Annotated in this window: 20 protein-coding genes and 1 pseudogene; 12 read left to right on the top strand and 9 right to left on the bottom strand. The window is 38.7% G+C overall.

Annotation, left to right across the window (positions count from 1 at the left end):
* Positions 1-12 precede the first annotated feature (12 nt).
* The 3 genes from DL897_RS05525 to DL897_RS05515 are packed head-to-tail and all read right to left on the bottom strand — an operon-like array spanning position 13 to position 1,591.
* Positions 13-915: an N-acetylglucosamine kinase gene (locus tag DL897_RS05525; RefSeq protein WP_113658135.1), complete on the bottom strand. Its 903-nt coding sequence runs from the start codon at positions 913-915 to the stop codon at positions 13-15.
* A gap of 12 nt (positions 916-927) precedes the next feature.
* On the bottom strand, positions 928-1,257 hold the full coding sequence (locus DL897_RS05520) for a PTS lactose/cellobiose transporter subunit IIA (protein ID WP_420824108.1): 330 nt from the start codon (positions 1,255-1,257) through the stop codon (positions 928-930).
* Between the two features lie 28 nt (positions 1,258-1,285).
* On the bottom strand, positions 1,286-1,591 hold the full coding sequence (locus DL897_RS05515; RefSeq protein ID WP_113658133.1) for a PTS sugar transporter subunit IIB: 306 nt from the start codon (positions 1,589-1,591) through the stop codon (positions 1,286-1,288).
* Positions 1,592-1,880: 289 nt separating this feature from the next.
* Between DL897_RS05515 and DL897_RS05510 the strand changes: the two genes are divergently transcribed.
* Positions 1,881-3,167, top strand: a complete 1,287-nt coding sequence (locus DL897_RS05510) for a PTS sugar transporter subunit IIC (protein WP_113658132.1) — start codon at positions 1,881-1,883, stop codon at positions 3,165-3,167.
* A gap of 147 nt (positions 3,168-3,314) precedes the next feature.
* Positions 3,315-4,631, top strand: coding sequence for a 6-phospho-beta-glucosidase (locus DL897_RS05505; protein WP_113658131.1), 1,317 nt, complete (start codon positions 3,315-3,317; stop codon positions 4,629-4,631).
* A gap of 371 nt (positions 4,632-5,002) precedes the next feature.
* On the opposite strand, the pseudogene DL897_RS18595 reads toward DL897_RS05505, so the two are convergent.
* Positions 5,003-5,155, bottom strand: a pseudogene (locus DL897_RS18595) (transposase); the annotation flags it as partial.
* 330 nt (positions 5,156-5,485) lie between these two features.
* Between DL897_RS18595 and DL897_RS05495 the strand changes: the two are divergent.
* From DL897_RS05495 to DL897_RS05480, 4 genes are all read left to right on the top strand, one after another.
* The gene (locus DL897_RS05495) at positions 5,486-5,923 is read left to right on the top strand and encodes a helix-turn-helix domain-containing protein (protein ID WP_113658130.1); all 438 of its coding nucleotides are present in this window, start codon (positions 5,486-5,488) and stop codon (positions 5,921-5,923) included.
* A gap of 10 nt (positions 5,924-5,933) precedes the next feature.
* A complete protein-coding gene (locus DL897_RS05490) occupies positions 5,934-7,127 on the top strand; it encodes an MFS transporter (protein WP_420824111.1) in 1,194 nt (397 codons plus the stop codon).
* A gap of 143 nt (positions 7,128-7,270) precedes the next feature.
* The gene (locus tag DL897_RS05485) at positions 7,271-8,056 is read left to right on the top strand and encodes an RNA ligase family protein (protein ID WP_113658128.1); all 786 of its coding nucleotides are present in this window, start codon (positions 7,271-7,273) and stop codon (positions 8,054-8,056) included.
* On the top strand, positions 8,053-9,207 hold the full coding sequence (locus DL897_RS05480) for an AAA family ATPase (RefSeq protein ID WP_113658127.1): 1,155 nt from the start codon (positions 8,053-8,055) through the stop codon (positions 9,205-9,207). The genes DL897_RS05485 and DL897_RS05480 overlap by 4 nt, the downstream gene beginning before the upstream one ends.
* A gap of 195 nt (positions 9,208-9,402) precedes the next feature.
* Here the strand turns inward: DL897_RS05480 and DL897_RS05475 are convergent, their stop codons facing one another.
* From DL897_RS05475 to DL897_RS05465, 3 genes are all read right to left on the bottom strand, one after another.
* Positions 9,403-9,630: a hypothetical protein gene (locus tag DL897_RS05475; RefSeq protein WP_113658126.1), complete on the bottom strand. Its 228-nt coding sequence runs from the start codon at positions 9,628-9,630 to the stop codon at positions 9,403-9,405.
* The gene (locus DL897_RS05470) at positions 9,623-10,825 is read right to left on the bottom strand and encodes an ArsA family ATPase (protein WP_113658125.1); all 1,203 of its coding nucleotides are present in this window, start codon (positions 10,823-10,825) and stop codon (positions 9,623-9,625) included. The genes DL897_RS05475 and DL897_RS05470 overlap by 8 nt, the downstream gene beginning before the upstream one ends.
* 85 nt (positions 10,826-10,910) lie before the next feature.
* Positions 10,911-11,384 (bottom strand): MarR family winged helix-turn-helix transcriptional regulator, encoded by a 474-nt coding sequence (locus DL897_RS05465; RefSeq protein ID WP_113658124.1) that lies wholly within the window; start codon positions 11,382-11,384, stop codon positions 10,911-10,913.
* 331 nt (positions 11,385-11,715) lie between these two features.
* On the opposite strand from DL897_RS05465, the gene DL897_RS05460 reads away from it, so the two are divergent.
* Positions 11,716-13,164, top strand: coding sequence for an NAD(P)/FAD-dependent oxidoreductase (locus tag DL897_RS05460; protein WP_113658123.1), 1,449 nt, complete (start codon positions 11,716-11,718; stop codon positions 13,162-13,164).
* A gap of 169 nt (positions 13,165-13,333) precedes the next feature.
* Here the strand turns inward: DL897_RS05460 and DL897_RS05455 are convergent, their stop codons facing one another.
* Both DL897_RS05455 and DL897_RS05450 read right to left on the bottom strand, forming a co-directional pair.
* Complete coding sequence (locus DL897_RS05455) at positions 13,334-13,843, bottom strand: GNAT family N-acetyltransferase (RefSeq protein ID WP_113658122.1); 510 nt, start codon at positions 13,841-13,843, stop codon at positions 13,334-13,336.
* Positions 13,794-14,414 (bottom strand): DJ-1/PfpI family protein, encoded by a 621-nt coding sequence (locus tag DL897_RS05450; RefSeq protein WP_113658121.1) that lies wholly within the window; start codon positions 14,412-14,414, stop codon positions 13,794-13,796. The genes DL897_RS05455 and DL897_RS05450 overlap by 50 nt, the downstream gene beginning before the upstream one ends.
* A 116-nt stretch (positions 14,415-14,530) precedes the next feature.
* Here DL897_RS05450 and DL897_RS05445 point away from each other — a divergent pair, with 116 nt between their 5' ends.
* From DL897_RS05445 to DL897_RS05425, 5 genes are all read left to right on the top strand, one after another.
* A complete protein-coding gene (locus tag DL897_RS05445; protein ID WP_113658120.1) occupies positions 14,531-15,346 on the top strand; it encodes a LysR family transcriptional regulator in 816 nt (271 codons plus the stop codon).
* Positions 15,347-15,792: 446 nt separating this feature from the next.
* Positions 15,793-17,109, top strand: a complete 1,317-nt coding sequence (locus DL897_RS05440) for a homoserine dehydrogenase (protein WP_113658119.1) — start codon at positions 15,793-15,795, stop codon at positions 17,107-17,109.
* Positions 17,094-18,179 (top strand): threonine synthase, encoded by a 1,086-nt coding sequence (gene thrC, locus DL897_RS05435; protein WP_113658118.1) that lies wholly within the window; start codon positions 17,094-17,096, stop codon positions 18,177-18,179. Before DL897_RS05440 ends, thrC begins: the two co-directional genes overlap by 16 nt.
* 14 nt (positions 18,180-18,193) lie before the next feature.
* Entirely contained in the window at positions 18,194-19,129 is a 936-nt protein-coding gene (gene thrB / locus DL897_RS05430; protein WP_113658117.1) for a homoserine kinase, read from the top strand.
* A gap of 368 nt (positions 19,130-19,497) precedes the next feature.
* Positions 19,498-20,715, top strand: a complete 1,218-nt coding sequence (locus DL897_RS05425) for an MFS transporter (protein ID WP_145962197.1) — start codon at positions 19,498-19,500, stop codon at positions 20,713-20,715.
* Positions 20,716-20,809 lie beyond the last annotated feature (94 nt).

Below are 20,809 nucleotides of genomic sequence, written 5' to 3'. Positions count from 1 at the left end.
ATTCCCGCTTTTTCATATCTTATCTAATTCTTTTAATGCTAGATAATAGCCACCTTTCGTTGCTGGAGCTTGATTGGTAACCACTACTGCTTGAGGAATTTCTTTTTGAACCTGTTGAATAAAAGCTTCTTGTACTTGTTTTACATTGTGTAAAATACTTCCATTCATTCCGATATATACTTCATCCTTTAATCGAAGCTTTTTCCAGCAATAAACGGTAATCTCAGCTAAATGTTGACCTGCTCTTTGTAAAATATTTTGAGCATTCAGATCACCTTGCTCGGCGGCTTTTACAACAACTGGAACAAGTGCGGCAATTTCTCCCTTAGAAGAAGAATAAATGATTCCTATCATTTGGCGTAGATCATTGATTTTGAAATAAGTAAGCAGCTCTTGACTTAGTAGACTATACGGTAGGTCCTGTTCACCTTCACGAATGAGTTGGCGAAGGGCTTCGATTGCTATCCAGTACCCACTACCTTCATCTCCTAGTAAATTTCCCCATCCACCAACAAACACTTGCTTTCCTTGATTAACTCCATAGCAAATCGAGCCAGTTCCTGAAATAGTCAAAATCCCATCTTTTCCTTCCAATGCAGCTGCATGAGCAATAGGTGCATCATTGACAATGGAAAAGGGAACTCCAAAGTTTTTCTTTAAGGCTTCTTCTAATTGATCTATATTCTTACCACTTTCACTTCCAGCCAGTCCGAGATACAGATAAAGACACTCTCCTGTTTTGATCTGGTCCATACAAGAACGGATTGCTTCTACAATATTCAAAATTGCCTCTTCTGCATCAACACAGACGTTGGCAAACCCTCTAGAACCACGTGCTAATTCCTGACCTGATAAGTCATAGCCAACTGCCTCCGTTTTGGTACCGCCACCGTCTACACCAATGATATACTTCATTTCTAGAGCCCCTTATGACGTTTTTTCTCTCAGCTTCTTCGTCAAACGAATAATACGCTCAATTAGTTTTTGTTCTGAAATCGCTGTCATTAAATGGTCTTGTGCATGGATGAGCAATAATGACTTTTCTAATTTTTCACCATTTAGCTCAGCTGTAATTAATTGGGTTTGGGTTTTATGTGCTTCAGCTAACTCTTCTTCAGATTGCTTTAATAATTCATCCGCTTTTAAAAAATCAAAGTCTTCAGCAGCTTGTAAGGCTTCATAGGCAAAGCTACGTGCAGTTCCAGCATGAGAAATGATTTGAAAAATTTCCTGTTCTAAGTTGTTATTTGGGTCCATATTTTTCATCTCCTATACAATTGATTTCTTAATCTTTCATATGATCGCGAATCAATTTTATAAGCTTAGGGCCACCAAGCGGAGTATAACCCATAGGGGGAATGAGTTCGATAGGCTTTCCTAACTTTTTACCTATCTCTTGAAAAAATGAAAGCCGATGTTTTACCTGTGGAGCAACTAAACCTAAGTCATAGTGAGGCAACTCATGTTCAAATTCATTCGTTCCAACTGCTTTGATTTCTAAAGAAAAGCCTTGCTTGGCAGCTTCTTGTTGAACTGACTTAACTACTATTGCACTCGACATTCCGCCAGAGCAAACCATTAATACTTTCATTAAGCTCCTCCCCTAAATTAACTTTGATTTTAAATATTTACGTTTATATTAATTCATCTTATAAAACCTGTCTACATAATTATGTTCTATTTTATTTCTTTTTAAAGCTTTATATTGTTAAATCTCATAGAAATTAGGGAATAAGATTATCATATTGAAAAACACTAATTCATTAGATTACTTACAATATATTAAAGAATACATAGATTTGAAAAAGTGCTAGACTTATTTTTATTAAGTGGTATAATATTCTAAAATGAAATCGCTTTCTTTGATAAGGAGGTTTGAAATGAATGCATTTTTAACATGGGTGGAACAGAAATTCATGCCACCGATGACTAAGCTTGCCGAGCAAAAGCACTTACGTGCGATCCGTGATGGGGTTATCGCTACTCTCCCCCTCATCATTGTGGGTTCCTTCTTTTTGATTATTGCTAACCCACCAGTAGAAAGCTGGGCTAAAGCTATTGAGCCATATAAGCAGAAAATTGTCATTCCATACTATCTCTCACTCGGTATGATGTCATTGTATGCATCGTTTGCTATGGGGAGAAACTTGGCCAAGTCATATGGAATTGATGGAATGATGGGTGGAATCTTAACACTAGCTACCTTTCTAATGGCAACGGTTCCTGTCAATCTTGATCATCTACTGCCTAAAGATCAACCGATGGGTATGTTACTTCCCATTGGGAATTTAGGTGGGAAAGGCTTATTTGTTGCTATCTTAGCCATGTTATTCGCTGTTGAAGTGTTGCGTTTCCTTAAAAAAATAAATTTTACGATTAAAATGCCTGAAGCAGTTCCTAGTTCGGTTTCACGTGCATTTGAGGCACTAATTCCTGCCATTATTATTCTTGTCACTATGTGGGTCATTCGCGTTATACTTGAAATTGATATTAATGAAGTATTAAAGATTATCTTTAAACCGTTATCTGTATTTGCTGGTAATACCTTTTTAGGCGTACTTATTCCTGTATTCTTTACCATGTTGCTATGGTCAGCTGGTATTCATGGAGCTGCTGTAGTTGGATCTTTCTTCCAACCTGTTTGGCTGGCCTTGCTTGATGAAAACGCGGCTGCCTTAGCTGCTGGAAAAGAACTTCCCAATATGATTGTAGAACCATTTGTGCAATGGTTTGTGTATATTGGTGGATCAGGAACAACCATTTCGCTTGTAATTTTAATGCTCTTTTCTCGATCGCTTTATTTAAAGCAAGTTGGGCGTGTGTCTCTTGTTCCAGGTATTTTTAATATTAATGAACCGGTAATCTTCGGAGCACCATTAGTTATGAATCCACTCATGTTTATCCCATTTATCCTTTCTCCAGTCGTTTGTGTTATTACCACTTATATTGCCTTTTCTCTTGATTTAGTCAATCGAATCGCTGTCATGCCTCCTTGGGTGCTTCCTGCTCCAATTGGTGCTTTTTTAGCTACCGGAGGAGACTGGAGGGCAGTAGTCCTGCTTTTTATTAATATTATTTTAGCAGGAATTATTTACTATCCGTTTTTCAAAATGTATGAAAAGAAAATGGTTGCGGAAGAAAGCAAAGGAAATGCAGCTAGTGAATAAATTCTTTCTTGTGCCGATCCCTTTAACTGGGGTCGGCACTTTTTTATATATAGAAGACATGTAAGGTATAGAATGGGTTACTCTCCTCTGCACTTAAAAACAGTGTTACAATAAACATATAATATTCTAAAAAGGGGGATGATTTCATTGTCTAAAGGATTGAAAGTGGTAACGATTGGTGGAGGATCGAGTTATACTCCCGAATTAGTTGAAGGATTTATCAAACGATATACTTCGCTTCCTGTCCGTGAGCTTTGGCTTGTCGATATTCCAGAAGGGGAGGAAAAATTAAAGATCGTTGGTAATTTAGCAAAACGAATGGTTAAAAAAGCAGGCGTTCCTATGGAAATTCATCTAACTCTCAATCGAAAAGAGGCCTTGAAAGAGGCTGATTTTGTTACCACGCAAATTCGTGTAGGACAGCTACCTGCCCGTATTTTAGATGAGAGCATTCCATTAAAGTATGGTCTATTGGGGCAAGAAACGAATGGAGTGGGTGGTTTTTTTAAAGGATTACGTACAATTCCGGTTCTTCTCGATATTTGTCAAGAGATGACAGAACTTTGTCCAGACGCTTGGTTAATCAACTTTACCAATCCAGCGGGAATGGTCACAGAAGCTTTATTACGTTATGCCAAGCATAAAAAAGTAATTGGCTTATGTAATGTACCATTTAGTATGACCCAAAATCTTGCCAAACTACTTCATGTTGAAGCTCATCGCATACATATCGACTTTGCTGGATTAAACCACATGGTATTTGGTTTGCGTGCTTATCTCGATGGGAAAGACATTAGTCAAGAGCTATTAAAACAAATAGCACGAGAAAATTCATCCATTCATATCAAAAATATTCCTGAATTCAACTGGGAGCCTCAATTTATACAAGCATTAGGAGTCATTCCCTGTCCTTATCATCGCTATTACTACAAAACGAAAGAGATGCTTGCTGATCAGCTACAACAATTCCAAAAAGAAGGAAAAACACGGGCTCACCATGTCTATGAAGTAGAAAAAGAGTTATTTGCACTATACCAAGACCCAAACTTACAGGAAAAACCAAAACAACTAGAACAACGTGGGGGGGCCTATTATAGTGATGCGGCTTGTAACCTCATCGATGCGATATATAATGATAAGAAAAATATCCAAACCGTAAATGTGGAAAATCGAGGTTCTATTGCCAATCTCCCCTATCATTCTGCCGTTGAAGTAAACTGTCTGATTACTAAAGATGGCCCAAAGCCGATTGCTATGGGAGAACTTCCTACCTCTGTCATTGGGCTCGTACAGCAAATCAAATCATTTGAAGTGATTACATCCGAGGCCGCCATCAGTGGTGATTATAATCAAGCTCTTCTTGCCTTAACGATCAATCCATTGGTATCATCCGATGAAACAGCTAAAAAGGTTCTTGATGAAATGTTAGAAGCACATCGAGCCTATTTGCCCCAATTTTTCTAAAAATTGAACGCCTTCGCTAAGACTAATGAAACTGCCACAACTCTGGTCTCCTTTCCCAATTAAGCGACTTTGACTTATTTTTATCTAAATTCATAGGCAATCAATCAACCAGTCTTTTCGTTAAGACTGGCTTTTTTATAAAAAAATAACCGCCTATCCACTCTCTACAACTAGAGAACTTTGGCGGTTAAAGGTGATTTAAGAAGGATTGGCTTACACATCTATAAATATATGTGATTCACTTCCTTCTATTCCATCGAATTATCTTAAGTCAACCTTACATTGTTGAAAGATTACACCTTGACCACTCCCCATGCGTAAACGCAGGGGATTCGTGATTTCAGATGTGGAAACTCTTGTCTTCATACTCATGATGTATACCCCTTGAGATGCTTGACTACCTTATGGATACTAAACCTAGGATCGCATTGTATGAGTAAATGCACATGGTCAGGCATGATCTCCATACTTGATATAGTAGTTTCAAGCTCTTTTGTTTTTTCTATGAATAGTGCTTCTAGTTGATCACTAAAAGTAAAAAAACAAAAGATGGTCAGACTTGCGAGAGGGGTAAAAAGCCCTTTCCCTCGTCTGACGCTCGTTTTCATCCCCATAGCTGAAGCTAGGGGCTTTCTCGCTCGCAAAGATATAAAGTTCCTCTTGGAGTATATATTTTTACCTAATCTCTATCCAGTTTCATTTATTTTAATCCTACTTGAATCAATCATCTTGGAATTGTCATAATGGCATTATGTATGATTTCATCTTACTGATGAGCTTTAGTTTCGCTTGTATAAGATTAACGTTTACGTAAACGTTATAAATATGCTATAATCAAACAGGAGTGAGCCAAAATGCATCAGATTGAAATGGTAGCAAAGAAAACAGGACTTACGAAACGTACGCTACGTTATTATGAGGAGATCGGTTTAATTACACCATCTGGTCGGACAGAAGGAAGATACCGCTTATACACTGATCAAGATATCGAACAAATCCTGCATATGAAAAATTTGCGTGACTTACTTGGACTTTCACTAAATGAGATCAAAAATATATTACTCCTAGAGAAAAAATATCATGAGTTAAGAGAAAACTACTTTCAAGACAAAAACTCAGTGGCTTTGGAAAGACAAATTGAATTATTAAATCAGCTTGATCATACCCTTTGTACACAACAAATGATGCTGCAAGAGAAAGTTAAAAAAATGGATAAAATGATCGAGGAATATGATCAGAAACGAAAACGAATTCAAGCGAAATTGCAAGAACTACATGATAGTAAAGATTAGGTGGTGGATTATTTCGATGATGGATACAACTAAACATGAAGATCACTCTCTTAGAGGTATTTTTAAACAGCCTAAAGCAGCTTGGGCTGTTGCTTTTGCTTGTATTGTTGCATTTATGGGGCTGGGGTTAGTAGATCCGATCTTACCCGCAATCGCCAAACAGCTCGATGCAAGTCCTAGCCAAGTTTCATTATTATTTTCAAGCTACATGTTAGTGACAGGTATCGCTATGTTGTTTACTGGATGGATTTCGAGTCGAATTGGTCCCAAATGGACTTTACTTATCGGACTTATGCTCATTATCCTCTTTGCCTTTTTAGGTGGAACGTCTAATACTGTCCAGCAAATTATTGGCTATCGTGCGGGTTGGGGACTTGGAAATGCTCTCTTTATTTCTACAGCTTTAGCGGTCATTGTAAGTGTGGCTTCAGGTGGAGCTGCTGGAGCAATCATATTATATGAAGCCGCCATCGGCCTGGGAATGTCAGTAGGTCCTTTGCTTGGTGGGGGACTTGGCAGTATTAGCTGGCGAGGTCCATTTTTTGGTGTTGCAGCCCTTATGATTATTGGATTTCTTGCCATTTCCATCCTTTTACGTGATATTCCTAAGCCCAAATATCGCAGTTCCTTATCTGATCCATTTAAGGCATTAAGTCATCCCGGTTTATTTACCCTAGCAATTACCGCTTTATTATACAATTATGGCTTTTTTACTCTACTCGCTTTTTCTCCATTTGTCCTACACATGAGTGAGCATGAATTAGGTCTTGTTTTCTTTTTTTGGGGGATTATGCTAGCAATCTCCTCGGTAATTGTGGCACCAAAGCTGATGGATCGTTTTGGCTCTATCCCTACGATGTATGTTACCTTAGTATTATTAACTCTTGATCTTTTGGTGATGGGATGGGGTAGTTATTCGCAAAATACTTTAGTTGCTGCTATTGTGATCGCTGGTTTCATTCTTGGTATTATGAATACCGTACTCACGACAGCGGTGATGGATGTATCTCCATTTGAACGTTCCATCGCATCATCCGCGTATAGCTTTGTTAGGTTCACAGGTGGAGCTATCGCTCCATGGTTAGCTGGTAAGCTCGCTGAAATTTATGATCCTTCGATTCCCTTTTATATTGGAGCTATTGCCGTGATTCTTAGTGTGCTCGCTCTAAGAATGGGTAAAAAACATTTAAGCAATCTTAAGTAGTCTGTCAACCATGTCAATCCACCATAAGATACTAGGTGGTTGACATAGTTATTTATATTCTTAATAATCGATATAGAATATCATTACCCAAAGGCATTTATTTTCTATACACAAATAATAATTTAACATCATTAGGTGAAAAAATGACAAAAATGATTAAATATCCACGTACTCCACATATCGAAGGGTCTGGATTGCAACAAGGAGATAACGACTTAAACCTTGTACCTTATTCTACTCTAAAAAACGCTTATCTGGTCATTGAAGAAAAAATGGATGGAGCCAATTGTGGGATTAGCTTTACTTCTGATGGACAACTACGTTTACAGAGCCGTGGTCATTACTTAACTGGAGGTCCACGTGAGCAGCAATTTCACTTACTTAAGAGTTGGGCAAATCGTTACACAGGAGAGCTTTGGTACTTACTTGGTGACCGCTATATCTTGTATGGTGAGTGGATGTATGCCAAACATACCATTTTTTATACAGACTTACCTCATTATTTCTTGGAGTTTGACATTTATGATCAACAAGAGAAAGTGTTCTTATCGACCAAAGCACGTCGTGATCTATTAAAAAGTGCCCCGTTTATTGTTTCAGTAAAGGTGTTATACGAAGGAGCTGCTCCATCCTATTTAACTTTAAAAGAATGGATCGGACCTTCTCACTTTATATCCCATGACTTGATCGATCAGCTTTGTAAAAAAGCGATAGAGCAAGGAATCTCCCCAGACACCGTATTAAAAGAGACGGACCTTAGTGGTTTAATGGAAGGCCTTTATATCAAAGAAGAAGAAGGCGATATGGTCAAAGGACGCTATAAATTCGTACGTAGTGATTTTCTACAAACGATCATCGACTCAGAAAGTCACTGGATGAATCGCCAGCTTTTACCCAATCAACTGCGAAAAGGGGTGACCCTGTTTTGACCAGACATGAACAGTCAATCAATGAATGGATCTTTCCTTTGTGTCCCTCTCCAAGTGATGCAATCTGTGATTGGGTTCATCTAACAGAGAGATTCCCGTGGCTTAAGTCTTTGCAAAAAGTTCCACAGGATCCGATCTACCATGCTGAAGGTGATGTCTATACTCATACTACGATGGTTGTCCAAGAACTAATTCAGTTAGCTGAATGGAAACAACTCTCTAATACAGAACGTTCCGTGATGTTCATCGCTGCTCTTCTTCATGATGTGGCTAAACCCACTTGCACTCAAATTGATGAAAAAGGCAGGATCACTTCACCTGGACATGCCAAACGTGGTGCTAAACTGGCTAGGCAAATTCTATGGGAACTACCAATGATGCCACCACTAACTATCCGAGAGTCGATTGTCTCTCTTGTCCGCTTTCATGGGCTTCCCCTATGGTTTTTAGAAAAAGAGAGTCCTGACAAAGCTGTATATGAAGCAAGCTTACAAATACGTTTAGATTTGGTAGCTTTACTTGCAGAGGCAGATATACGTGGACGAATTTGTCATGATCAAGTAGAACTACTTGAACGAATTCAGCTATTTCGAGAGTATTGTCAGGAGCAAGGTTGTTATGATCAACCACGTACTTTTCCTTGTAAGTATAGTCGTTTTCGCTATTTTCAAGGCTGGCAAGACAATCCCCTCTACTCTCCATATGTCAAGCCCTCTTTTGAAGTGATTCTGATGGTTGGGCTACCTGGGTCAGGTAAAGATACATGGATAAAAAAGAACTTACCAGACTGGCCCATCGTCTCACTCGATGAAATTCGCAAACAACATCGAATTCATCCCGAAGATTCACAAGGAAAAGTAATTCAACTTGCCAAGGAACAAGCCAAAGAATGGCTGCGACAGAAACGTTCTTTTGTCTGGAATGCGACTAATTTAACTCAGTTTATTCGAAAACCACTTATCCAGCTTTTTGCTTCTTATCAAGCTCGTGTCCGAATTGTTTATGTAGATATCCCGCCTCAAGTAGCTTTAGATCGCAACCGAAAGCGTACAGAGTATGTCCCTGAAAAGGTGATTTTAAAATTGGCTTCCAAGCTCGAGGTTCCAGAACATTCAGAAGCCCATCAAGTTGACTGGATCAGTCATGCTTAATGGGCTTCTTTTTTAATGAATATCGTGTTTTTCAGTAATAACGAGTGATGATTTTGTTTGTTTTACAAACTTGTTTTTATATTAGATCTTCTATTTATTCCTCTTTATAAGTTGTTGTAGCAAATTCACCGATAATTTCTAGCATTTATGGGAGGTGCAAATCTTTGAATAGAGTAAGTGATAGAGTTATTTCCATCACTCATCAATCTGTATCTTTTGCACCGCTTTCCTTTTACTATCCTTCTCTTTTTCATCCAATCGGTTGATCATTTGATCTAAGCAAGCACGGACTCCTAATAGTTGCTCCTTATGTGCATTTTTAAAGTGTTTTTTTGCTTGTGGAGGAATCGCCGTTTGCTCTGCTTTTTCACGAAGATCATAAAGAAAATCAATGATATTGTGTAGTTTTTTTCGCTCAATCATTCGCTTGCTCTCCTTTCTCATTCTGAGTTCGTTCACCAAACGTGATACATAAACGTTGTTCTATAAAGCGTGCTCCTAAAATAGGACGATTTAACAAAACACGTGGTAAAAACATTTTTCGGCGGTAAGAGCCAGCCTGAATGGTCAGTTCATCACCCCGTTGTGCTAGATTTAATTGAGTGCGATCTAAAAAAGGAAGGGCTAAGTAGAGCTGATATTCTTCTTCTTTTTTAACTAATTCTTGTGCTTTGCCTTCATAAAAAATATCAGCAGGGTTTTTGATTTGATAAGCAGCTTGAGCTAGTTCATTTAATGCTGATACCCCTACTACTTCCGACTTCATCATCGGTGCTTGCAATACTGGTACAGGATGAAAAGAATGTTGAATCTCTTGTAAATATCCATTTTGTTTCTCTTTCCACTCGGCCCAATATCCAACCCCTGCTTCTTCTGGCAATACACGATTAACTATGATGGCATCGGTGTTAAAACCATAAAGATTCAGATAAGTAAAAGCGCGCTCTGCTTCTGAAATCACGATTTTTTCTGGATTGACCACAATACGAATGGATGTTGTCTGATGATCTAATAAGATATTTTGAACATCAATCACTTTACGGAAGAGCCGCTCTGTTTCCCCCATCACCTCATCATTTGGTAATTCAAGCCCTCCCGTTGCCCATTTAGCCACTGGGCGAGCTAATTTTGCAAAACGGCGTTGATAAGGGAATATTTTATCAAGCCACCATGTCAGCACATTTGGATAACTAAGTAAACGCAATGTCTCTCCCGTGGGTGCACAATCAACTATTAGCACATCAAACTTTTTACTCTTAGCATGATCAATGATTTTCAATAAACTAAATAGCTCCTCCATCCCTGGAAAAGCGATCATTTCTTCTGCACTTACCTCACTTAACCCTGACCAATCAATCACGCCACTAAACCATGTTTGCATTGCTCCCCAATTTTTCTCTGTTTCTTGGATATTGTCGATTTCTTGTCCCCATAAATTTTCAGTAATTTGTACAGGCTCTGCCCCTAAAGAGAGTTGAAAGCAATCCGATAAGTTATGAGCAGCATCTGTGCTCATGACTAATGTTCGGAGTCCCTGTGTTGCTAATTGAACAGCTGTTGCAGCTGCAACACTCGTTTTGCCAACGCCGCCTTTGCCTGTATAAACGATAATACGCATCATCATCCACCTATCATCAAAATGTTTTAGGAAAATACTACGATATCGTATTATTAGTCTAAAAAGAAAAGGAACAAGCTCCTTTTTAGTCCGAAATTTGGATTTTTCGTAATCTAGCTTGTTCCTTTTCTCCTCCAGTCTCAACCGTTTGGATCGCTTTTAATGCTTTCATCCCAAGCTGTATGAGCTGGTTTAATTCTTCTGGTGTAAGCGCTGCTTCTACTCTTTGGATCAACCGATTAAGTACGATCATCATTTGATTAGCTAACTCCATACCTTCAGAAGTCAAGCTAACCAAAATAGAACGACGATCTTTGGGATCACGTTGTCTTTCGATTAATCCTCTCCGCTTTAAACGCTGCCCAATGTTTGTTACCGTACTTAGTGGTACTCCTAAATCAGATGCCAATTGCGACATCGTTATCTGTTTTTTAAAGCGAATCAATATCAATGCAAGTAGCTCAGAACGTGTCAGATTTTTTTCTAATTCGTTGATGGCTGGATCAATCGAAAATGGTTTAAGACCAGACTGTAGTAGAAATCTTATTAAATGCTCCATCAGTAGCTCCTACGATATCTTTTTCCTTAGGTATATATTACTACGATATCGTATTAATTGTCAATCTTCCCTTCGTTTTTTATATGTGATTTGAAGTAAGTTCAAAAAAGGCGTGCAGCAAAAACAAAAACTATATAAAAACCTAACAAAAATATAACAAACAAGTTAGATATTCTTAATGAAAGCGTTAACAATACGAATAATTGATTCAGGTTATAAATATTTTATTCGTTTTTTGCTTGATTTCTATATCGCTGTTTGATATAGTACTCAAGGGTTACGAAATCATTGATCCCTCTTTAGGAAGAATGTCATTTCGGAGGTTTAATATATGCAAAACAAATATGATGTAATTGTTGTTGGAGCAGGTCCTGCTGGAATTTTTACTTGTTATGAGCTAACACTTAAAATGCCGGAAGCTAACGTTTTATTAATTGATAAAGGCCATGATATTTATTCTCGTAATTGTCCGATCTTACAGAAAAAAATCCAAAAATGTCCTCCTGCAGTTGGTAGGAAAGAGTTTGCTGGTTGTGTTCCGGCTTGCTCTATTACCAATGGCTTTGGAGGTGCTGGAGCATACTCAGACGGGAAATTTAATATTACGAGTGAGTTTGGGGGATGGATGACTGATTATCTTCCAACTGATACCGTTGTTGATTTGATTAAGTATGTCGATGAGATCAATCTAGAGCATGGTGCGACCGATTCCATTACCGATCCATTAACAGATGAAATACGGGATATTGAAAGACGTGCTTACTCTGCTGGGTTGAAGCTTCTACGAGCTCAAGTTCGTCATTTAGGAACAGAGCAAAATATAGAGATCTTAACGAGCATTTATGAATATCTTAAAACAAAAATTGACATGAAGTACAAATCGGAAGTCGCTGACCTTATTACTGAAAAAGTCGGCTCATCTCATCGTACCATTGGAATTGAACTGAAAAATGGTGAACAACTCTTAGCTGAAAAAGTGGTCATTGTACCTGGACGCGATGGTTCTGCTTGGCTTACAAAGATCTTACGGAAGCGTCGCTTAAAAATGTCAGCCAATCAAGTCGATATTGGTGTTCGTGTAGAAACACCCAATATTGTCATGGAGGAGATTAACAAGCATTTATATGAAGGAAAATTTATTTTTAATACTTCTGTAGGTACTCGTGTTCGTACATTTTGCAGCAATCCTTCAGGACATGTCGTTGTAGAAAACCATTCGGGAATTATGTTAGCCAACGGACACGCCTATAAAAATCCGAACTTAGGTAGCGATAACACCAACTTTGCCTTACTTGTTTCACACCAGTTTGCTGATCCATTTGATCAACCTACCGAATACGCTCATGAAGTTTCACGTCTCGCCAATCAACTCTCCAACGGCGGTATTATCGTCCAAAAAGTAGGAGATATTCTGAGTGGACGACGCTCTACACCCAAACGGATTAAGGAAGGATTTATTAATCCAACGCTAAAAGAAGCGGTGCCTGGTGATTTAGGACTCGTATTACCCTACAATACTATGAAAAGCTTAATAGAAATGATTCAAGCACTCGATGTAGTCACACCAGGGATCGCATCAGAGCATACCTTGTTCTATGGTGTAGAAGCTAAATTTTATTCAGCACGTCCTAAGCTAAATGAACACTTTGAATCGGAGATTTCTGGATTATATTTAGGTGGCGATGGCGCAGGAATAACACGAGGATTAGCACAAGCTAGTGCCTGTGGTGTATGGATCGCTCGTGACATCGTCGCTAAACTAAATTGTTCATCACCTTAAGTAAAGGATTCGTACAGAGAAAAGGTAAACGAGCTTAAAACATGAGATGCCCATATCACTTTAGAGGTGGTACGGGCATTTTTAGAAGATTGACTTATGTTTAAACCTAATTTTTAAATGATAGCCACATTTTAAAAGCAAGAGTTAATTATTCGTATAAAATGATTTTCTATTCTATATATTCCGACTCCAAGATTGACATCACGATCAAAGATTCATATTGATTCTCATTTTTCACTGCTTCACGTAGAATTCCTTCTCGGATAAACCCTTCTGATTGATACAAAGTCAGCGCCCGAATGTTTTGCTCCTTCACATCGAGCCACAGTCGATGAGCACCATGGTCTCGAAAACACCATTTCTTTATCACTTGTAATGCTTCACGACCAAAGCCTTTTCCTTTTTCAGAGATAACCATTCTCCTTAGTTCCAAACTTTGATGCGGAAGAGTTAAGCCCGCAAGAATGCAAAATCCTACTAACTTCATGGTTAACTTTTCTCTGATCATTAAGTAGACTAGATCAGGATTGTTGAAAGCTTCACAGTGCTTTTCTATACTCCATCCTATAATAAAGGGAGCATTTTCTGGTGCCTGTTCGGTATCTGTAATCCATGCTAAATCAGTTTCACTAGCATGATATAAACAAACTGTTTTCCCTTCCCCGATCAATCGGGTCATTGATAAGCTCCTCCTCCAACATTGGTTGCACTGTAGCTAATACCTCTCTAGCCGTCAATTCATCTACTAAAGAACGAATAACCCAGTCTACTAATTCGACCCCTGCTAAGCATCCTGCTGCTGTAGCGATATTTTCCTGTATGACAAAACTTTCACGTACCACTTTCACACCATAACTAGCCAATTTTTCACGAGCTGTTGGATAGGTCGTCGCCTTCCGATTCGTGAGCAGTCCAAGCGCTCCTAATATTAAGACTCCCGAACACATCGCTCCGATCAGTTGTGTTTTCGGGTTAAGGTTAAACCGCTCTAAGTATACTTGATCTTGCAATAGAGACTGTACTCCATGACCACTCGCAAATAAAACCGCATCCGCTTGATTCGCTTCTTCGATCGAGGCTGTAGTAGGAATAGATAAACCCGAAACGGATGTATGATAAATTTGGGTACCTAAAATCTTCACTTCCCAATCCGCTTTTCTCCCTAAAAGACGAACACGATTTAATAAGTCCCAAGGTAAGAACAAATCTAAGTCAGTAAACTGGTCGAAAGCAATTAAAGCAATTTTCATCCATTTACTCCCTTTCACGATTTTCTACTCAAATTATTACAAAAACAGAGGTATAATACAAATACTAATTTCGTTAAAAATGCATAATAAAATAGTTATATATAAGCGAGGTTTCTATGAATTTACGTCACTTTGACTTCTTCATTCAAGTCGCTGAGTCGCAAAGTATTACGGAGGCTGCCAAACGTCTACATATTAGCCAACCAGCCGTCTCTATGCAAATCAAACGTTTAGAACAGGAGTTGGGTGTTTTTTTGCTAACACCCCATGCACGAGGCTTTCTATTAACGGATGCCGGAAAAGTCTTTCTAGATTATGCGAAACGCATGGTTTCTCTTCAAGAGCAGATGACACGATCCTTAGAAGAATTCAGGAAGGGAAAGCGTGGTCATATTATTATCGGAGCTTCACCGTTGATTGGAACTTATGTGTTACCTTCATATATCGCTACCTTTTTACAAAAGTATAACGGAATTCAGATAGATCTTCGCCTATATCCTGAAGAACAAGTTGAAAAGTTAGTCAGAGATGGAAAAATCGACATTGGCGTTTCTTTTATCTCTCCATCTGACCCATTTTCACTTCGAATTACCAAATTCTATACCGATTATGTAGTTCCAATTCAACCGACCCATCCGTTTCCAAAAGATGTATGTCTCGTTCCAAAAGATATTCCGCAGATACCGATCTCAACCTCGTATATCGAGTGCGAGACGACAGAGTACGCCAAACAAAGTATACTTGCTGGACTTGGTTGGGGTATTTGTCTAAAATCCGCAGTAAAACATGAATTACAAACAGGGCTCCTCACTATAAGAAGTTCACCTCATTTTTCTCTCCAACTACCACTTCATCTGATAACACGTCCAGCGGAAAAACTAGCGAAAAGCTTATGGATCGTTCTCAACTATTTATCTGAAAAGAGCTTCTAAATTAAAAATCGCTGTCTCTTCATTCCATAAGAGACAGCGATTTAATCACTTTTATCGATATCCAATATTAGATCCCGCCTTTTTCTTTACCAACCCACACATCAACCATCGACTTTAATACCACTTTGATTACTCCAACTAATTTCATTTTCGCATCCTCCTCTTTGCTTTCCTTTTGTTATTTAAACTTTACTGTACTTCGGCTATATCTCCCATCGATTTATCTTTCGCTTTTCTTTCTTTTTTGTAAGAGTGACTTTCTGAATAGACGCTGGATATAGAGCGCCTTTCTTCTTTTCCACTTTCCCTTTTCAATAAATGGCAGCTACAATTCTACAAATTTCAAATAGGGTATTGCCATATTCATGTATATCCGCTATACTGTCCACTATAAATGAACAAATGTATTCTCTAAAAAAACAAATTGCATGATTGGAGTCAACATCATGGAAAAAAAAGTTATAAAAGTAGGTATGATGGGTTTCGGAACTGTAGGTACTGGGGTAGTTCGGATTATTCGTGGTCATCAAGAAGACTTACTGAAAAAGAGTGGCTTAAAAATAGAAATTGAAAAAATTCTGGTCCAAAACATAGACAAAAAGCGAAATTTATCCGTGCCCTCTCATTTACTTACGGTTAATCCAGAGGAAATCTTATACGCAAAAGAGATCGATGTAATCATCGAAGTGATGGGTGGTATTCATCCTGCAAAAGAATATATCTTAGCTGCCTTAGAACAGGGCAAACATGTAGTAACGGCAAACAAAGACTTAATGGCATTATATGGAGACGAAATTCTAAGTAAAGCTAAAGAAAAGAAATGCGATGTTTACTATGAGGCGAGTGTAGCAGGCGGTATACCGATCTTACGGGCATTAATGGATAGCTTTTCTTCCGATCGGATTACTAAAATTACAGGCATTGTTAATGGAACAACCAATTATATTTTAAGCAAAATGAGCCATGAAGGAGCTGACTACACAGAAGCTCTTCAAGAAGCACAAGCCCTAGGTTACGCTGAAGCTGATCCTACTTCCGATGTAGAAGGATTAGATGCTGCACGAAAAATGGTCATTCTGTCCACTCTTGGTTTCCATATTCCGACTACGCTCGATGAAGTGTCTGTTAAAGGAATTAGTCAAATTTCCAAAGAGGACATCGCTTATGGCAAAAAACTGGGTTATGAAATGAAATTATTGGGACTAGCTGAGCAAAATGAGGATGGAATTGAGATTAGTGTCGAGCCTACTTTAGTCCATCTATCACATCCGCTCTCTTCAGTACATGGTGTATTTAATGCCATTTATGTACACGGTGAAGCTGTAGGAGAAACGATGTTTTATGGAGCAGGTGCGGGTGAATTACCCACAGCGACCTCAGTCGTTTCTGATCTTGTTAGTGTGGTAAAAAATATTAGACTAGCGATCAATGGGCAAAACATTACTTCATCTTACAAAGAAAAGAAATGCAAAAGCGATAACGAAAAATACTGCAAATATTTCCTTCGTTTAGTCGTATCTGATCAAGCAGGTGTCTTTACAAAAATCACGCAACTCTTTGCTGATCAAAAAATCTCACTCTCCACCATTTTGCAACAACCCTATCAACATACTCAGCTAGCAGAAGTGATTATGATTACACATGAAACAGCAAAGAGCAGTTTCGACCAAGCTATACGACAAATGGAGAATATGCCAATTATCAAGGAAATCAAAAGCTTTTATCGAGTCGAAGGGGGAGAAGCAGAATGGCTCGCTTCTTAGTCGAATCATCCAAACAAAGGGATCATGTAGGAATCATCGATCGTTATCGTAAATACTTACCAGTAACGGAAAAAACACCTGTTGTTACTCTTCACGAAGGAAATACCCCTCTCATTTATGCTGGAAATTTATCCAAGCAACTAGGTCTAAACCTCTATTTCAAGTATGAAGGGCTCAATCCCACAGGCTCCTTTAAAGATCGCGGTATGGTTATGGCTGTAGCTAAAGCGGTCGAAGAGGGAAACACGACGATTATGTGTGCTTCGACAGGCAATACTTCTGCTTCCGCAGCCGCATATGCTGCACGGGCAGGTCTTAACTGTATCGTATTGATTCCAAGTGGCAAAATTGCGATGGGCAAATTAGCTCAAGCGATCATTTATGGTGCCAAAATTGTTTCCATTGATGGAAATTTCGATCAGGCGTTATCGATTGCACGTGAAATTACTGCAAAGGAGCCCATTACCCTTGTTAATTCTGTCAACCCTTATCGGATCGAAGGACAAAAAACATCAGCTTTTGAAATCTGTGATACTTTAGGCAAAGCTCCCCATATTTTAGCTATTCCTGTTGGTAATGCAGGCAATATCACTTCCTATTGGAAAGGATTCAAAGAATACCGAGAAGCAGAAAAAATTGAACAACTACCACGGATGTTTGGATTCCAAGCAGCAGGTTCCGCACCACTTGTACATGGAAATGTCGTCGAAAATCCTGAAACGGTAGCTACTGCCATTCGTATAGGAAACCCCGCAAGTAAAGAAGGAGCACTTCGTGCTATCAAAGAGTCGAATGGGCAAGTTGATAGTGTTACAGATGAAGAAATTTTAAGAGCCCAACAATTACTGGCAAGTTCTGAAGGAATTTTCTGTGAACCAGCATCAGCCGCATCCCTAGCTGGAGTTATAAAGAAACGTAAAGCAGAGCAAATCGAAGAAGAAGCTACTGTCGTATGTGTTTTAACTGGAAATGGGCTGAAAGATCCCGATATTGTCCTTAACTCGCTGGAATTTACATCTCAAACCATTCCGGCTACCTATGATGCCGTACTCTCTTTAATTAAGAAGTAAAAAAGGAGTACCGAGTGAAAAACTCTCTCTGTGTACATGTAAAAGTTCCAGCTAGTACGGCAAATTTAGGACCGGGATTTGATACAATTGGGCTTGCATTCGATTTATATACGTCCATTGAGATGAGCTTTGCAAAAACGACCCAAATTCAGTTAGAAAGTAAAGAACTTGAAGAACTACCACATGATAAGACAAACTTGCTTTATCGTGTAGCTGCTCACCTTTTTCAAAAAGCGTCCCTTCCTATTCCTGAATTAACGATTAAGGTTAAATCAGAAATCCCTCTGGCAAGAGGCCTTGGAAGCAGTGCCGCTGCCATCGTTGGCTCTCTCGTCGCAGCGAACCAACTGGCGGGAGAGCCTTTTGATCGCGAGCAGATCTTTTCACTAGCATCATGGTGGGAAGGACATCCTGATAATGTTGGTGCATCTTTATATGGTGGGATCATGGTTGCATCCATGCCGCAACATCCCGAAGCGCCTATTCCTGCACTTTCTTTACCAGCACCTGACTTACATGCACTGGTCATCATCCCTAACTTTCAGCTTCCAACTACGAAAGCTAGATCCGTTCTACCTACAGAATATATCAAGTCCGATGTCATCTTTAATATTGGACGAAGTAGCTTATTGGTTGCAGCACTCGCACAAGGTCGATATGATTTACTCAAAGAAGCCATGCAAGATTGTATTCATCAGCCGTTTCGAGCGAACCTGGTTCCTGGACTCGAAGAAATTTTACTACAAGCTTCCCATTATGGAGCATTAGGTGCAGCCTTAAGCGGTGCAGGCCCTACCATTCTCTGTTTTTATCAATCCAAGCAACAACGGATACAACTGAGCCAATTTATAGGAAAAGTGATGAGTCAACACCAAATTTCCTATCAACAAATGGACTTATCCCCTGACTCATCTGGGGTACAAATTGATATTTTAGATACGATTTCATAATATAACCGATATCATCCCTCTTGAGAAAAGAATCGAGAGAAGACCGAATGGTTGGATCATCCAGAGGGATGATTTTTGGTTTACGCATACTAGCAAGAAATCTTCATGTATATTACTTCTAAAAATCAAGTAAATATTGCTATATTTTATATTTTTTGTTACAATCGGATTGATAATATGGTTTATTTTATATATTATTCATATCATTTTTTATTTTCTGATAAACACAAATCATATCCGAAAACAACAAAATGATATGAAACTTTTATTAGCTAATGACTTTGAAAGGAGAGCTTACTCCCATGTGATTGTCACAAACCATCCAAAGCTTATTTACAACTAAATATGGATACAAGGGAGCGAGTCCGATGAAGAAGAACTATTCATTTATTTGTTTATGGTTGGGACAATCACTAGCTAATTTGGGAGACGTTTTTTTAGTTGTATCACTGATTACCCTTGTTTATCATCAAACCCACTCTACCTTACTAGCCGCATTATATCCAATCATCCGAACTTCTTTCATGACCATTAGTGGATTAATTGCACCGTGGATGATGGATCGTTTCACTTTGCTGCGACTATTAATTCTAGCTCAAGGCGGACAAACCGTTTTGATGGTTGGAATCGTTATCTTTCTCAATAACTCAGCACTATCTATTCATTGGATCTGGCCATTGGTTGCTCTTATATCCTTTCTAGATGGATGGACACAACCAACAAGAAATTCATTAATTCCTCGCCTAGTAGACAAAGGACAATTAGTCAAAGCAAATAGTCTTATTTCTACAACAGATAGTCTCTTGCAGTTAGTTCATTGGTCCGTAGGTGGACTTGCCGTTGCCTTTCTGGGGGCCTCTTCAGTTATATGGGTCACATTCATTGTGTATATCATCTCAACTTTTTCACTTTTCTTTATTCGTGATCCTTATCATACAGTAAATACTCCTATCAAAGAAACCTCTCAGTGGGTAGCTTTAAAAGAAGGTTGGCAAACTGTCTTTTCCCATATATATCTGAAACGATTAGCTATTGGTGAATTTTTTCTTACGTTAGCAGGTGGGATCTGGTCTGGTGCGCTGCTTCTAACTTTTGTAACGAAAGTCTTAAAGGAAAATGAATATTGGTGGGGCTTTATCAATAGTAGCTATTTTGCGGGTTGCTTAGTAGGTGGGGCTTTCATTCTTAGTTTTGCCAAATGGATCGAAAAACACTTAATTCCTGTCATTTTATGGGGAGCTCTCATTTTTAGTCTACTTACTATTGCATTTGCTACAACCCCTATCGCTCTATTTAGTATCATTTTTATTTTCTTATCCGGCCCTCCATATGAAGCGCTGTATAATGCCCGTACTACCCTTATTCAGACTTCAACCTCTCCTCTTCAATTGCCTAAAGTATTTTCTGCGTTTACAACACTTAATACGATTAGTTTTGGGCTTTCTACTTTCTTGATGAGTATGCTTGCTGATCTTCTCGATATTCGATTGGTTTATATTATAGCAGCATTCTTTTCAATGATTCCGGCTATTTTGCTATTTCCTATTAGACATCAAAAACCATCTCCTGTAGAACAATCATCCTAAAAAAATCGGGCTTATTAAACCCATGAGGTTACTGATATGATGAACTTACGATTCTATTATCAGTAACCTTTTTGTTTAATCTATTTAGCTTTAA

Origin of the sequence: Thermoflavimicrobium daqui, assembly GCF_003313465.1 — a bacterium.
In the GTDB taxonomy this organism is placed as follows: Bacteria; Bacillota; Bacilli; order Thermoactinomycetales; family Thermoactinomycetaceae; genus Thermoflavimicrobium; species Thermoflavimicrobium daqui.
The sequence above is the reverse complement of the archived record's forward strand: the minus strand, read 5'-3'. Positions and strand labels throughout refer to the sequence as shown.

What these genes read in the sequence shown, in the direction of transcription:
- DL897_RS05525 (WP_113658135.1), bottom strand. Translation starts at nt 915, where the DNA reads ATGAAGTATATCATTGGTGTAGACGGTGGCGGTACCAAAACGGAGGCA.
- DL897_RS05520 (WP_420824108.1), bottom strand. Translation starts at nt 1,257, where the DNA reads ATGGACCCAAATAACAACTTAGAACAGGAAATTTTTCAAATCATTTCT.
- DL897_RS05515 (WP_113658133.1), bottom strand. Translation starts at nt 1,591, where the DNA reads ATGAAAGTATTAATGGTTTGCTCTGGCGGAATGTCGAGTGCAATAGTA.
- DL897_RS05510 (WP_113658132.1), top strand. Translation starts at nt 1,881, where the DNA reads ATGAATGCATTTTTAACATGGGTGGAACAGAAATTCATGCCACCGATG.
- DL897_RS05495 (WP_113658130.1), top strand. Translation starts at nt 5,486, where the DNA reads ATGCATCAGATTGAAATGGTAGCAAAGAAAACAGGACTTACGAAACGT.
- DL897_RS05485 (WP_113658128.1), top strand. Translation starts at nt 7,271, where the DNA reads ATGACAAAAATGATTAAATATCCACGTACTCCACATATCGAAGGGTCT.
- DL897_RS05475 (WP_113658126.1), bottom strand. Translation starts at nt 9,630, where the DNA reads ATGATTGAGCGAAAAAAACTACACAATATCATTGATTTTCTTTATGAT.
- DL897_RS05470 (WP_113658125.1), bottom strand. Translation starts at nt 10,825, where the DNA reads ATGCGTATTATCGTTTATACAGGCAAAGGCGGCGTTGGCAAAACGAGT.
- DL897_RS05465 (WP_113658124.1), bottom strand. Translation starts at nt 11,384, where the DNA reads ATGGAGCATTTAATAAGATTTCTACTACAGTCTGGTCTTAAACCATTT.
- DL897_RS05460 (WP_113658123.1), top strand. Translation starts at nt 11,716, where the DNA reads ATGCAAAACAAATATGATGTAATTGTTGTTGGAGCAGGTCCTGCTGGA.
- DL897_RS05455 (WP_113658122.1), bottom strand. Translation starts at nt 13,843, where the DNA reads ATGACCCGATTGATCGGGGAAGGGAAAACAGTTTGTTTATATCATGCT.
- DL897_RS05450 (WP_113658121.1), bottom strand. Translation starts at nt 14,414, where the DNA reads ATGAAAATTGCTTTAATTGCTTTCGACCAGTTTACTGACTTAGATTTG.
- DL897_RS05445 (WP_113658120.1), top strand. Translation starts at nt 14,531, where the DNA reads ATGAATTTACGTCACTTTGACTTCTTCATTCAAGTCGCTGAGTCGCAA.
- DL897_RS05440 (WP_113658119.1), top strand. Translation starts at nt 15,793, where the DNA reads ATGGAAAAAAAAGTTATAAAAGTAGGTATGATGGGTTTCGGAACTGTA.
- thrC (WP_113658118.1), top strand. Translation starts at nt 17,094, where the DNA reads ATGGCTCGCTTCTTAGTCGAATCATCCAAACAAAGGGATCATGTAGGA.
- DL897_RS05425 (WP_145962197.1), top strand. Translation starts at nt 19,498, where the DNA reads ATGAAGAAGAACTATTCATTTATTTGTTTATGGTTGGGACAATCACTA.